Annotated in this window: 9 protein-coding genes and 1 pseudogene; 4 read left to right on the plus strand and 6 right to left on the minus strand. The window is 40.5% G+C overall.

All coding sequences use genetic code 11. From position 1 onward, the window contains the following. The gene (locus CW749_RS18540; RefSeq protein WP_101113765.1) at positions 1 to 588 is read right to left on the minus strand and encodes a TetR/AcrR family transcriptional regulator; all 588 of its coding nucleotides are present in this window, start codon (positions 586 to 588) and stop codon (positions 1 to 3) included. A gap of 125 nt (positions 589 to 713) precedes the next feature. Here CW749_RS18540 and CW749_RS18545 point away from each other — a divergent pair, with 125 nt between their 5' ends. The 3 genes and pseudogenes from CW749_RS18545 (at position 714) to rlmF (ending at position 3,150) form a co-directional block, all read left to right on the plus strand. After that, the gene (locus CW749_RS18545; protein ID WP_101113766.1) at positions 714 to 1,328 is read left to right on the plus strand and encodes a glutathione S-transferase; all 615 of its coding nucleotides are present in this window, start codon (positions 714 to 716) and stop codon (positions 1,326 to 1,328) included. A 229-nt stretch (positions 1,329 to 1,557) separates the two neighbouring features. Continuing rightward, positions 1,558 to 2,046: pseudogene (locus tag CW749_RS28240) on the plus strand (M48 family metallopeptidase); the annotation flags it as partial. Between the two features lie 99 nt (positions 2,047 to 2,145). Continuing rightward, complete coding sequence (gene rlmF / locus CW749_RS18550; RefSeq protein WP_180958442.1) at positions 2,146 to 3,150, plus strand: 23S rRNA (adenine(1618)-N(6))-methyltransferase RlmF; 1,005 nt, start codon at positions 2,146 to 2,148, stop codon at positions 3,148 to 3,150. On the opposite strand, the gene CW749_RS18555 is transcribed toward rlmF, so the two are convergent. Both CW749_RS18555 and CW749_RS18560 read right to left on the minus strand, forming a co-directional pair. Further along, positions 3,142 to 4,026, minus strand: a complete 885-nt coding sequence (locus CW749_RS18555; protein WP_101113767.1) for an AEC family transporter — start codon at positions 4,024 to 4,026, stop codon at positions 3,142 to 3,144. The two genes, rlmF and CW749_RS18555, sit on opposite strands and share 9 nt — an antisense overlap. Before the next feature lie 451 nt (positions 4,027 to 4,477). Then, positions 4,478 to 6,448 (minus strand): EAL domain-containing protein, encoded by a 1,971-nt coding sequence (locus tag CW749_RS18560; RefSeq protein WP_101113768.1) that lies wholly within the window; start codon positions 6,446 to 6,448, stop codon positions 4,478 to 4,480. 627 nt (positions 6,449 to 7,075) lie between these two features. On the opposite strand from CW749_RS18560, the gene CW749_RS18565 reads away from it, so the two are divergent. Next, entirely contained in the window at positions 7,076 to 8,632 is a 1,557-nt protein-coding gene (locus tag CW749_RS18565) for a PAS domain-containing methyl-accepting chemotaxis protein (protein ID WP_101113769.1), read from the plus strand. A 27-nt stretch (positions 8,633 to 8,659) separates the two neighbouring features. Here CW749_RS18565 and CW749_RS18570 read toward each other — a convergent pair whose 3' ends face one another. The 3 genes from CW749_RS18570 to CW749_RS18580 form a co-directional block, all read right to left on the minus strand. Then, on the minus strand, positions 8,660 to 9,169 hold the full coding sequence (locus tag CW749_RS18570) for a DUF6795 domain-containing protein (RefSeq protein ID WP_101113770.1): 510 nt from the start codon (positions 9,167 to 9,169) through the stop codon (positions 8,660 to 8,662). Between the two features lie 192 nt (positions 9,170 to 9,361). Beyond that, positions 9,362 to 11,515: an EAL domain-containing protein gene (locus tag CW749_RS18575; protein WP_101113771.1), complete on the minus strand. Its 2,154-nt coding sequence runs from the start codon at positions 11,513 to 11,515 to the stop codon at positions 9,362 to 9,364. After that, the gene (locus tag CW749_RS18580) at positions 11,512 to 12,477 is read right to left on the minus strand and encodes a PhnD/SsuA/transferrin family substrate-binding protein (protein WP_101113772.1); all 966 of its coding nucleotides are present in this window, start codon (positions 12,475 to 12,477) and stop codon (positions 11,512 to 11,514) included. Before CW749_RS18580 ends, CW749_RS18575 begins: the two co-directional genes overlap by 4 nt. Positions 12,478 to 12,905 lie beyond the last annotated feature (428 nt).

Here is a 12,905-nt window from a genome sequence, read left to right on the forward strand (position 1 = left end):
CTAGTCGGAACTAATACATTTTATAAGAACAAAGAGTGCATCAACAGCTTGCTCTAACTCTGCATACGCTCTTGCTTTGCCCAAAACCCTCACTCCCTGAACTTGTGTGAGTAAAAGCGAAGCAAGTGCTTCTGTGTTACAGCTTTCAGCAATTTGGTGCTTCAATTTGGCGTTTTCTAGCGCACGTTTGAAATTACTAAGAAGTAAATCAAAAACACCTTCACCTCGGTTTTTCACCGTATTGTCATTACCGCCATGCTCCATCAGGGCGTTTTGCATGAAGCATCCGCTTTTCTGATCTTTCTGAATTCGAGCAAAGCGCGTTAAAAATTCTTCTATAGTTACAAGGTCTGCATCGTCTTCAATGAGATTCTTCATTGAAGGAAACGAAATGTTCTGGAGATAAAAATCAAGAGCTGAGTAATACAGTGCTTGTTTGTCACCATAGGTGTTGTAAAGACTGAAGCGATTAATACCAAGCGTCTCGACTAAATCTGCAATCGAGGTATTTGCATACCCTTTTTGCCAAAAAAGGTTCATAGCATCGATCAGTTTTTCTTGTTTATCAAAATTACTCTTTCTAGGCATGGTTACTCTCACTGTGCATCCGGTGAGTATAACATCTTTAAAATAGAAAATTAATACTTGACCGATCGTTTAGATATTATGTAGTTTATATCTAAACGAACGTTTAGCAATTTAAGGTGATAAAAATGAAACTTTATGAAACTGCCATGACACCGAGTAGCCGTCGTGTTTCTATCTTTCTGAAAGAATTGGGAGTTGATATCGAAAAGCAGCAACTTAATGTCAAAGCTGGTGATAACCTAACACCAGAATATTTAGCGAAATCTTTAAACGAAAAGGTGCCATTACTGGAGCTCGATTCTGGTGACTTTATTAGTGAAAGTGTGGCTATCTGCCGCTATTTAGATGGCGTTAACGACAATGAGTTTGCACTTTTTGGAAAAGATGCCCTAGAAGAAGCTCAAATCGAGATGTGGCACCGAGTGGTCGAATTCGAAGGGCTATACACAGGCTTTCAAGCATTCAGAAACCTAACCGGGATATATAGCGATCGCGAAACGTGCGTAGAAGTATGGGGTGCAGAGTCGAAAAGCCGCGTAGCCAGTTTTCTACCCAAGCTTGAGAAACGCCTCAGTGAATCGGATTACATTGCGGGTGGCCGCTTTACAATCGTAGACATCACAGGGCACATTTTTATTAGCTTTGCAGCGAATGGCTTAGAGCTGGATGTATTTGATGAATATCCGTCTATTAAGTCATGGTTCGATAAAATATCTTCTCGCCCTTCATTTCAGGTGTAGATTCAATAACACCAATTCGGTGTATTATAGAAGTAACCTCAGCACTTTGGCTGGGGTTTTTATTTGTAGTGAATCCTGTTTATATGGGAGATTATCTGTAAGAGCTTATCTATGGAAGCGCATCTGTTAACTTCTTGCTTGGGTAAGTGTTGCTAAAAGTATAAAATGTCGCGCACTCAAATTTACGTCGACAATTCCTTAGAAATTAAAATGCATGGTAAAGGAGATTATGAGTACGCACCTTCGCTATATCCAAGGTTATCCAGAGCCTATTCTCGATCAAGTAGAGCAACTTATTCAGCAAGGAAAGCTTGGTGTATGGTTGAAGCAACGCTACCCGAGCAATCATTCCATTACGTCCGACAAAGTGCTTTTTGAATACACAATGGAATTTAAAAATAGGTATCTCAAAAAGTCGTCGCCTTTGAGAAAGGTGGTTTATGACAAAAAGATCCATATGGTGAACAATGCGCTCGGTCTTCATACCTATGTATCTAAAGTGCACGGCGGCAAAATTAAATCAAAAAATGAAATTCGAATTGCCAGTCTATTTCGGCAGTCTCCAGAGCCATTTTTGAGAATGCTGGTGGTGCATGAGTTGGCTCATATAAAAGAGAAAGAGCACAATAAGGCTTTCTATCAGTTATGTTGCCACATGGAACCGGAATATCATCAGCTAGAACTTGATGCGCGTTTGTATCTCATTCACCAAGAGCTAACTCATCAAGGTCTCAATCAGCAAGAACTCAATCAGCAAGAGCTTACAGCTCAAGAACTGCTTCACCAAAAATCTCAAACAAATAAAAAAGGTTAATTTGTGTCTTCAAAACTTAATAAAACATCAAACACAAATAGCACCTCAGAGACAAAGGTTGTAAAGAAGCGCTTTGGTGCTTTACACAAACGTAACTCGCACAAAGGTAAATATAACTTCTCTGCGCTTGTTAAAACCCTTCCTGAATTGAAACCCTATGTTATCAAAAACATAAAGGGTGACTTATCCATCAATTTTTCCGATGACAAAGCCGTCATCATGTTAAACAGGGCGTTACTTGCTCACCATTACAGTGTCACAAATTGGAGCATACCTGACGGATTTCTTTGTCCACCGCTTCCTGGAAGAGCGGATTATCTTCATCACATTGCCGATTTGTTTACTGATAAGACGAAAAGCTATCAAATTAATGGGCTAGATATCGGAACTGGAGCAAATGCTGTCTATCCCATTGTGGCTATAAGCCAATACAACTGGGCAATGCGCGCGAGCGATATAGACCCTATATCCATTTCTAACGTTAAAAATATCGCTAAAAATAACGCCATTTTGAAAGGGAAACTTTCAGTTAAATTACAGAAAGACCCTAAGAAATACTTTGAAAACATCATTGATGTCAAAGAGCGTATCGATTTCACCATGTGCAACCCTCCATTTCATAAATCGCTAGAAGAAGCGAATAAAGGCAGTGAGAGGAAGCTAAAAAACTTGGCAGAGAATCGTAAAAAGCGAGGTGCTACAAAGAAAGAGGTTCACTCTAAGCTCAATTTCGGCGGTCAAAAAGCCGAGCTATGGTGTCCAGGTGGAGAAGTTTTGTTTATTAAAAACATGGCTTACGAAAGTAAAAAGTTCGCTCGCCAATGCCTGTGGTTTACGACGCTAGTGTCCAAAAAAGAAAACGTAAGGTCGTTAAGAAAAACGTTAGAAAAACTCGGTGCTTTTGAAGTGAGGATTATAGAAATGACTCACGGGCAAAAGATTACTCGTTTTGTTGCTTGGACGTACCATACCGAACAACAACAGGCTCAATGGTTCACCTTAGGGTGAACCAATAGATAGAGCAAACATAAGAAGCAACGGTAGAGTAATCAAACTGAAAAAGTTTGCGAACAATACCATCGACGCTACGTTTCTAGGTTCCACATCAAATCGCTCTGCAAACAGGTAGTTCATGACGGCAGGTGGGAGCATGCTAAAAAGCACCATCATTTGAAGTTGCATAGTGGGTAACGGTACAAGCCAATAAATCAATAGAAGAGCAATGGCTCCTGTTCCCAGTGATTGAAGCGTACAAATGATTCCAGCTCTTAATCCTGATAAACGCATGAAGCACATTTGAGACCCTAGCGACAGTAGCATAACAGGAATAGCAGCCTGCCCAAGCAAAGTGGTGGCGTTGTAAAAAGGCTGCCAAACCTGAATGTCTGCAAGGTTCACGAGCATCGCGAGAGCGGCAGCCAGAAAGACAGGCATCTTAATAACCTGTTTGAACGGGTTTCCATTACTCAATAATGCCAATCCAACGCTGATGTGTGTGCACGCCGACATAACAAACAGCAAAACCGCGGGTGCTAAAGCTGTGTCACCAAAAGTGTAAGTGAATAAAGGAATGGCAAGATTACCGCTATTTCTAAACATATGCGGTGGCGCCCAAGCTTTGAAATTCAAACCAGCCAATTTGCATATTGGAACCATGAGAATACCGGGAACCAATATCGCGATCAGTGCCGCACCAATTAAGGGAAATTGTTGCTCGTCCAAAGGCATCGCAGAAAGCGATGAAAAAACGAGTGCGGGTGTAAACACATCCATGTTTATGCGGTTAATAGGCTTGAAATCGGGCTTCTGCCATTTCGCGACGATAAACCCTACTAAAACAAGTGCAAATACCGGAAATATTATACTGACGACCTGCTCAAACATTGCTGTCCTTTTCAGTTTGACGTGATTTCGAAAGGAATAAGCAAGTTAACACAGAAGGCGTTTGGGTATAAGTATTTGCAGAGAATGCTCTTTGACTCTTATTTCTTATCTCGTTGAAATTTATGCTTGAGAGAAGAGAGAAGAGAGAAGAGAGAAGAGAGAAGATAAGGGGAAAAAAGAAAGCTCAGGAGCCCGCATAGACCTGAGCTTAAAAAATAAACACCTACTGGTGTTTTAGGAAACCTACACACAACGTGTGGGACTGGTGGCTACTTTATCCCAATTGGTTGGTGAAGATTCATGATCTAAATCAATGTCTTGTTGAGCGAATTGTTAGACATAAGTCTAAGGAAACAGGTAGTTTTCTTTTCATTTCATTCGGCACGTAAGAGTTATAGCAGCAAAGGCTTATCGCCCCCTTAGACTAAGGGCTAATGCCCGCATAGGATAATTAAGCCTCCGCATCAATAACATTTAGAAATCGTTGCTCTACAGTGGTTTTGCTTAGTGGCTTACTCACTAAGTAGCCTTGGATATAGCGACAGCCTAGTTGAGAAAGAAGCTGTTTTTGTTCATCTGTTTCGACTCCCACAGCAATAAGGTCTAACTTCAAGGCATTACATAAAGTTGCCGAGGCTTTGAGGACAGTCTTATTTGTAATTTCCTCTTGGTCTAGGTCGTTTTTATGGCTTGTAAAGCGCTTGTCGAGTTTAATTGCATCTATAGGAAGTAAATCTAATGACGCAAGAGAGGAGTAACCTGTCCCAAAATTATCGAGGAAAATATTGACGCCTAACTCTTTGATATTTTCTAGCCACTTTACGCAATCGGCATGTTTAAGCGCCATAGAAGGTTCAGCAATCTCTAGCGCTAAATTCTTTCCTGATAAACCATATTGATGAAGTAAGGCTTTGAGCCTGGTATGCAAAGAAGAATTAAGCTGAATTTGCGAAACATTGATACTCACAATGAATTCTTCAGGAAGAGAGGGCTTCCATTTTGAGAGTGTTCTTCCTACCTCATCGAATACCCAATTTGCTATCTCAACGATTTGCCCTGTTTCTTCTGCAATAGGAATGAATTCTTCTGGGTGGACAGAGCCCAACTCGCTGTCATCCCAACGCAGAAGTACTTCAACCCCTTTAATTTTTGTATTTTCAGTTTGTACTATTGGCTGAAAGACCAACTTAAATGCGCGCTTATCGAATGCTTTAGTCAAACGGTTTCTGATGAGTACTTTTCGATTTAAAGAGTAGGAGAGTTCAGACGAAAACAGTTCAAACCTATTTCGACCTTCACTTTTAGCATAATGCATCGCCATACCAGCTTGCTTGATCAGCTCTTCAACGTTTTGACAATCTGTCGGGAAATGGCTAGCTCCGATGCTTGAGGTGATCGAGAGTTCACCTATATTTGGGATAGAGTAGTCGATACTCGCCATTTGTATAATTTGATGAAGTTTATTATCTACTTGATGTTTGCTTTGTTCAGGAAAAAGAACAACAAACTCATCTCCACCAAATCGACCCAATGAGCAAGATGGGTCGACAATCTCTTTAAGCCTTCTCGTGACTGATTTTAAAAGTTCATCACCAACGCCATGACCATAGGTGTCATTAACTAGCTTAAAGCCATCTAGATCAAGGAAGGCAAGAACGAATGGGACTTTTTGAATCACATATTCGGAGATAACATCCAACATACCTCGGCGGTTAAAAAGACCAGTGAGATAATCGTGATGAGCATTGAACCGCGCTTCTTCCAAACGCTGCTTTTTTTCGGTGATATCAGTTAGATTAAGTAAAAGCTGATTGTTATCGGCCAACCATTGCGCTGAAATTTCGAAGTGATGAGGCTTTCCATCTAAATTAAAAGAGATTTCATCTTTTAATTCTTGCTTTGAAGATGCAGTTCGAATCCACTGCTTTGCTCTAGATTGACTAGAAAGGAAATCCCCTAAGCTTTGGAAGTTAGAATTAAAAGTGAGCCGAAAGGCTTCATTCGCACTGATCAGTTCGCCTTTGTCATCAAAAAGCAAGGATAGACGTCCGCCACCGGAAAAGGCGATATCGCGCTTTAAGCTATTTTGCTCCGCAACAACTTCTACCAACATGGCTGTACGGTCTGGCTCGATTTCAATACCGGAAAATACGCATAAAGCACACTTAAGCTTGTGTTTTGGAGTGAAGCTCCACCATGTACGAATCTTTTCGTTGTTTTGAAATTTCTTCCGGTATTGCTCTAGTGTTGCTTCGACAGCCTTCGACATTGAAGCGCGCAAATCTCGATCAACAAGTTCTTGTAAAGATTTGCTTTCCCAAAGAAGAAGTGCCGGTTTGTTAGCCCATACAACTTGTTTACTGTCGAGGTCAAAAATCCAAATTGGGTTATGAAGTAATTCGAAAGCTTCATATGCTCGCATACTAGACGCCTTTTGCCATTATCACGAAACGTTTTAGAAACATTTTTTAATATTGTACGCATTCGAATAAATGTTCCATAAACAACTGGTCGCATATCTGTGAAAGGTTTCTCTCTTAAGCGATTAAAGTGAGGTTTGTCAGAGTGATATTTTTATAAAATATAATGTTTAGACTTTAATTTTGGTCAACCTGCGATCATGGAAACATAATTCTATTTTATTTCTTTGGTTACACGGGATGTTGGCATGCATGAATTGTAAGTGTGTGTAAGAGTTCTAGAGGAAGTTTAGAAGTGACGAATATTTTAACGTTTCGTGCCGAGCTTGGGTTTTTAGAGGGAGATTTTTAGTAAAGAGAGATTCTGGCTGTTTACTTTTTAATCTTATTAATTAGAGATGCTTAATATTAATTCCCTTACTTAAATAAGGAGTTTAATTGGCTTCTATTTGAGTGAATCGAGCTAAATTAAACTGATTTTTAAAAAATAGCCATGCGGTAATTTGAGTTTAATTAACTTTGCGTCTATAGAAATACTAGAGCTATTAATAATAATGAAATTAGATTTTGCTAAACAAAGCGTTATTGAACGTTTCGATTGGAAAGTATGACTTAAAACTGAGGTTTATATGCGTGTAAATCAACCCGTAACACAGAAAGAAGTAACGTACCCCAAGAGCTACAATTTGTTATCAGTGACATCAACAAGCAGTCACATCAAGTACGCCAGTAAAGAATTTTGTGAAGTGGCAGGGTATTCGTTAGATGAAATGGTTGGCGAACCGCATAATATGGTGAGGCACCCAGACATGCCCCCAGAAGCTTTTAGAGATATGTGGGACCACTTGAAAGCTGGTAAGTCATGGATGGGACTCGTTAAAAATCGATGCAGTAACGGTGATCATTATTGGGTGGACGCATTTGCATCTCCAATCAAAGAAAATGGTCAAGTCGTTGAATACCAATCTGTTCGTCTTTGTCCCGATAGAAAACACGTGGACAACGCAGAGAAAGTCTACGCGCAAATTCGTAATGGTAAAACACCGTTTAAACTGAAGCTGCCACGAACAAGGCTGTGGCAGCGCGCTGCTATGCTATTCGTGCCGGCAGCCATTATCTCTGCTGTTGCCGACACTTTCATGCCTGGTGTTGGAGTATGGGCATTACTATTGCTGTCCATTATTGCGGTATACCAAGTATCAAGACGATTAGAAGCACTCAGTACAGAGTCGAGAAAAGTATTCGATAACCCATTGATGGAGCTGGTGTATACCGACCATATTGATGACATTTCTGAAATACAACTGGCTCTCAAAATGAGACAGTCAGAACTGAATGCTGTGGTAGGACGGATTCAGGATTCGAACGAACAGATCGGAGAAGCAGCGCAATCCTCATCCAATAACTGCGATACAACTGCGTCCAATTTAGAAGGACAAACGGCAGAGACCGAGCAAGTCGCCGCCGCTGTTAACCAGATGCACGCGACTGCGAACGAAATTGCTGAAAACGCGCAAAGCGCCAGTGAAGCAACCACGAATGCCAGTACGGCGGCATCTGAAGGGTTAGAGGCCGTTAGCCAAACTAAAGGCGCAATCCATCAGTTGTCCGCTCAGTTAGATGAAGCTTCAGGTCTGTTTAGCGAGCTTGAAGCACACGGAAAAACCATCGGAGATGTGCTAACAGTTATTCAAGGCATTGCAGAGCAAACTAACTTACTTGCGTTAAACGCAGCTATTGAGGCCGCGCGTGCAGGTGAACAAGGTCGTGGTTTTGCAGTCGTTGCAGATGAAGTACGAACCTTGGCTCAACGAAGCCACGAGTCGACAGAAGAAATTCAGTCGGTTATTACCCAAATTCAAACCAGTACCCAAAGCGCCGTTAATGCTATGCAAGAAGGTAATGGGTTATCTAAACAGTGTGTTGAAAGCGCAGAAGTATCAGGAAACAAACTTGATACGTTGATGGGACAGGTTTCAGATATTTCGGATAGAAACAGCCAAATTGCTACGGCGGTAGAGGAAATGGCGAGAGTGACGGAAGACATGAATTCAAGTGTGCAGTCAATCAGTGAAGTGTGCTCTGCGACAAACATACTGGCGAGCGATACACGCGATGAATGTGAAGGTCTTGTAAGCAATCTAAGCTCCCAAGGACAATTGGTTAAGCAATTCCGTAGACTATAAACGAACCCTAGAATTTTGTTCAAAGCCCTACATAGTAGGGCTTTTGTTGTTTTGGAACTGGCAAATACTCTTAACTCGCGTACGTTTTGCTTGTTCAAAGTGCGATTGAAACTCTATTTGGCTGACACCATTGTTAAAATCACACGTCATCGTGGACATGGCTGGTTTCATAAAGGGTAGGTAGTTAATGCCAGTGTGTTCTGAAGACCAGAGTGCTTTTTTGCTATTACCTTTTTCTGCTGTAATGGTAATAATGGCCTTGAGCGTATTTCCATCTTTAGTCGGTATCAGAAAATCGTAGTGAAAAGGACGAAAATAAAAGGCACCGTTTTCATCGGTTTTTACAATATCGACAATCTTTCCTAACGTTTGGACTTCCCTGATTACGGTAATTCCTGATAACGGTTTACCTTCTAGAAAGATATTTCCAGACGCTGGGGGTGCAAGTTTATTCGGGTTTTCAGAAAGGGAAAGCGTATCGCTGAGTATCAAGTTTGAATACGGGACCAGACAGATCACCAAAAGCCTTTTGAACATAGAGACGCATTGATTAACAAAAATGATATGAATACGTTAACGTTCAAAACTCATTGTGAAAAATATCAAAAGACAATATGGCGCGATTATTACACCCATTATACCAAATCCTCGCCATGTAGGTGGTGGTTTAGCTACGTGCAAGCAACCGCAATAGCGTTAATAGCAATGCAGTTAGTTGCCTGCACAAGCTTAACTTTGTTCACTGGAGTCCAAAGATGGAAGTAACCACTCTTGAGTGAACTCTGATGGAGGGAGAGCTTTTGAGTAATAAAACCCTTGCCCAATATCGCAATTGATTTTTTTTATATACTCTGCTTGCTCTTGAGTCTCTATGCCTTCGGCTACGGTTTTCATACCTAAACTGCGTGCCATCGACACAATGGCTTTCACTAACGAGCGGTTGTTTGCATTGGTGTGCATGTTGGACACAAATGATCGATCGATTTTCACGCCATCAAATTGGAGTTTCTGTAAATAACTCAGCGAAGCGTAACCTGTTCCAAAGTCATCTAGGAGAACTTGAATACCATGCTCTCTTAGGCCTCGAATGATATCTCTTGCTGCATCAATATCATGCAATAGCTGACTCTCTGTTACTTCGAGCTGAAGTTGGTTTGGCTTGCATCCTGCCTTCATCATGCTTTTTGCCAAAATCGCCCCAATGTCTTGCCTGTAAAGTTGTTTTGCAGACAGATTTATTGTTAGGTAAAAGTCGGGAGTAATTTGGTTGTCTTCCCACTTCACTATTTGATTACAGGCGAGGTCGATCAAATGTGAGCCCAAAGGCAAAATCATATCCGTATTTTCTGCTATTGGGATGAACTGATCGGGCATAATGATACCGCGAGTAGGGTGGCGCCAGCGCACCAACGCTTCAGCACCAATGATTTTCCCCGAGTTCATGTCGATTTTGGGTTGATACCACAGCTCAAATTGACTTGGATCGGTCAGAGCTTTTCTTAGCTCTTGTTCTATGTCTATCCTTTGTTCAATTTTCTTGTTCATGGCATGAGTGAACAAACTGTATGTATTTTTACCCCGATCTTTTGCGTGATACATCGCTATATCGGCATTTTTAATTAATGTATCTGCATCGAGCCCGTGTTGAGGGAAAGAAGCGAGTCCAATACTTCCTCCAGCGACAATGGAGTCGCTTTCAATTAATATTCCTTTTTGCAAAGTATCCAGAATATTATTAGCCATATGCTCACGTTGTTCACCACTCAAGCCTGTGCAACAAATTAGGAATTCATCACCACCAAGACGAGCAACCATATTCGATGTGGGCTCTACAAAGCTGAACCCCACTTCACGGGCTAGTCGAGATGAAACGATTTCGAGTAAATGGTCGCCAGACGCATGACCAAAATGGTCGTTGACTTGCTTGAACTCATCCAAATCTATAAAGAAAAGATCAATATTGTCATGACTTTCAGATGTGATAAGTTGGTTCACATGCTTAATAAAGCAAGAACGATTAGGTAACCCTGTTAAGGCATCGTGATAGGCCATGAAACGGATGTCTTCGGTATGCTTTTCGATACGCATACCCATGTCATTATAGGCGGTCACAAGTTTCCCTATTTCATCAGAACGACGCAGCGCTGGCATCGAACGAAAGTTCCCTTGACCTGTTTCTTGTATATGAGCAGTGAGCTTTCTAATGGGTTGAGTAAGTGACCGAGCCATTAACGCAGCAAGAAAAAGGCTTACAATGAAACTGACTGTCGTAACCCAAAAATGGCTTCGATATAAGCTGTGTATATTCTTTTCATACACATCGCCAATGACAACTTGGTTCGCGGAAATATCGGTGAGTAACTTGTCCAAACTTAATTCTATATAGACAGCCCCCATTGACACACCTGACTGGGATATCGGCTGAATGTAGATTAGTTCAGAATTAGTTTGTTTAATGAAAGCGGTATTCTTTTCGATGGACAGTTTTATCGACGATTCATTGGGTGGTGTAGCACCAAAAAGAAGCATTGATTCCGTACCGTCATGGAAGATTTTGCCATTTTGATCAATGACATGAACTTTCTTCACTTCTTGCTGCGAAATTGCAGGTTGAATGGCTAAGTAGGTTGCTTCTAAATTAAAATTATACAGCGGATCAAACAGATGCTCCGCAAGATAGTGAGCAATGGACTTGCCCCTAAGTTCAAGCTGCTGACTCAAACTCGTGCGAGTATGGTTATTGAGTTCTTCGATAATACTCTCTGTGTGCTGGGTATATAATTTTTGCTGAAGCACAAAGTGGCTAATAGAGAGCGCAGCGATAATACTCGCAGTCGCGATAATGTATCTTGTGCTAAGCCTTATCGAAGAAAAACGACTCATTTTTGCAATGCTTCAATTTTAGGAAGGTGCCGGCGAGCTTCATCAATGACATCTAACATTTCTTGGTTTAACTCATCGAATTGTGACGTTTTCTGAAACCGCAAAAGCGTTGTTTTAGCACTGGTGTCCAAATGCATTGTCTTTAATGTATTTTTAATCGCTAAATTCACTTCTGTTGATAAAGAAGGTGACGATATCATAAGGTCTCGAGGATAAAGGGATGATTCATATACAATTTCGACGGATTGTTTAATTCTATTTGGAAGATCTTCTGTTGAATTCCAGTTTCTGTCACTAAAAGCACCAAGGTCGGCACGTTGCTGGTAAACCCAAGACGATATGTTTATTTCATTGGATTGTTTAAGCTGTTGATTCATAAACATGTACCCAATTTTGTCTGGATCTGGCTTCTCAGCATGGCTCTCAAGGTACTGCAATTCATATCCCTGACCAATAAGTGCTACAGCAGGTATAAAGAATGAACTGTTTGAACTTGGTTTTTCAAAAAGAATTGTTTTCCCATTAAGCTCACTGAAATTTAGATTTTGCTCATCATTTCTACCAAATATTATAGAGTGATAGGTTGATCTACCTTTTTTCCAACGTCTTACAAGTATATTTGCATCTATTCTATTTTCATAAATTAGCGCGCTGTAAACCGTTGCTGGTACGAGATGAACATGCCCATTCTTAAGCTGTTGAGACATTTCTTCTAGTGTTGGTACAACGACAACTTCCCCATGTGTATAGCCATATTCCTTTAAGGAATTTGCAAGGTAGTCAGCTAATGGAAGACTCCATTTAATCCGAGATTTAACTTTTTCAGACACGGCACCAACAATAAAAGGTTTATTATTCAGTTTGATATCTCTATTTTCTACAGAGAGCACGGGCATTGAGATTAAACTCGCTAGCACGAGTAGTGCTTTTGAAGCTAAAAAAGAAGTCATAGGTTTTTTCATAATGACAGAGCTCAATATCGAAAATTAGATGGGGAAACTAATCTGAAAGGATAGGGATAACGACATTTTCTGTAAATAATAAATGGAAGTAAGTTAACAAAAATTGAGCAATAAAGTATTGCAAGATGTTTCTATTACGTTTAAGTAATCATAATGTTTTCTAAACGGCTCATTAATAGATTTGATTTACCTAAAACTTTACTTTTAAAAATGAGAATCTCTGACTATTTATAAATTAAACGATAGAGTGTGGTGTTAAATGGGATTAATGAGGTTATGCGAATTTGATAGTCATATCTTTGTCGAAGCCATGCCTGTTTTTGACCAAGCCTGACGAAATACTAATTTAACCCCAAAATAAGGAAAACAAAGAGTTATCGTATCCAAAATTGAGATTTGGGTATTTGATTTTGCAAAAACGCAGACGC

The sequence above is a fragment of the Vibrio sp. vnigr-6D03 genome (assembly GCF_002835515.1).
Classification (GTDB): Bacteria; Pseudomonadota; Gammaproteobacteria; order Enterobacterales; family Vibrionaceae; genus Vibrio; species Vibrio penaeicida.

Coding starts and splice junctions, on each gene's coding strand:
- CW749_RS18565 (WP_101113769.1), top strand. CDS start 7,076: ATGCGTGTAAATCAACCCGTAACACAGAAAGAAGTAACGTACCCCAAG.
- CW749_RS18540 (WP_101113765.1), bottom strand. CDS start 588: ATGCCTAGAAAGAGTAATTTTGATAAACAAGAAAAACTGATCGATGCT.
- CW749_RS18580 (WP_101113772.1), bottom strand. CDS start 12,477: ATGAAAAAACCTATGACTTCTTTTTTAGCTTCAAAAGCACTACTCGTG.
- CW749_RS18575 (WP_101113771.1), bottom strand. CDS start 11,515: ATGAGTCGTTTTTCTTCGATAAGGCTTAGCACAAGATACATTATCGCG.
- CW749_RS18555 (WP_101113767.1), bottom strand. CDS start 4,026: ATGTTTGAGCAGGTCGTCAGTATAATATTTCCGGTATTTGCACTTGTT.
- CW749_RS18560 (WP_101113768.1), bottom strand. CDS start 6,448: ATGCGAGCATATGAAGCTTTCGAATTACTTCATAACCCAATTTGGATT.
- CW749_RS18570 (WP_101113770.1), bottom strand. CDS start 9,169: ATGTTCAAAAGGCTTTTGGTGATCTGTCTGGTCCCGTATTCAAACTTG.
- CW749_RS18545 (WP_101113766.1), top strand. CDS start 714: ATGAAACTTTATGAAACTGCCATGACACCGAGTAGCCGTCGTGTTTCT.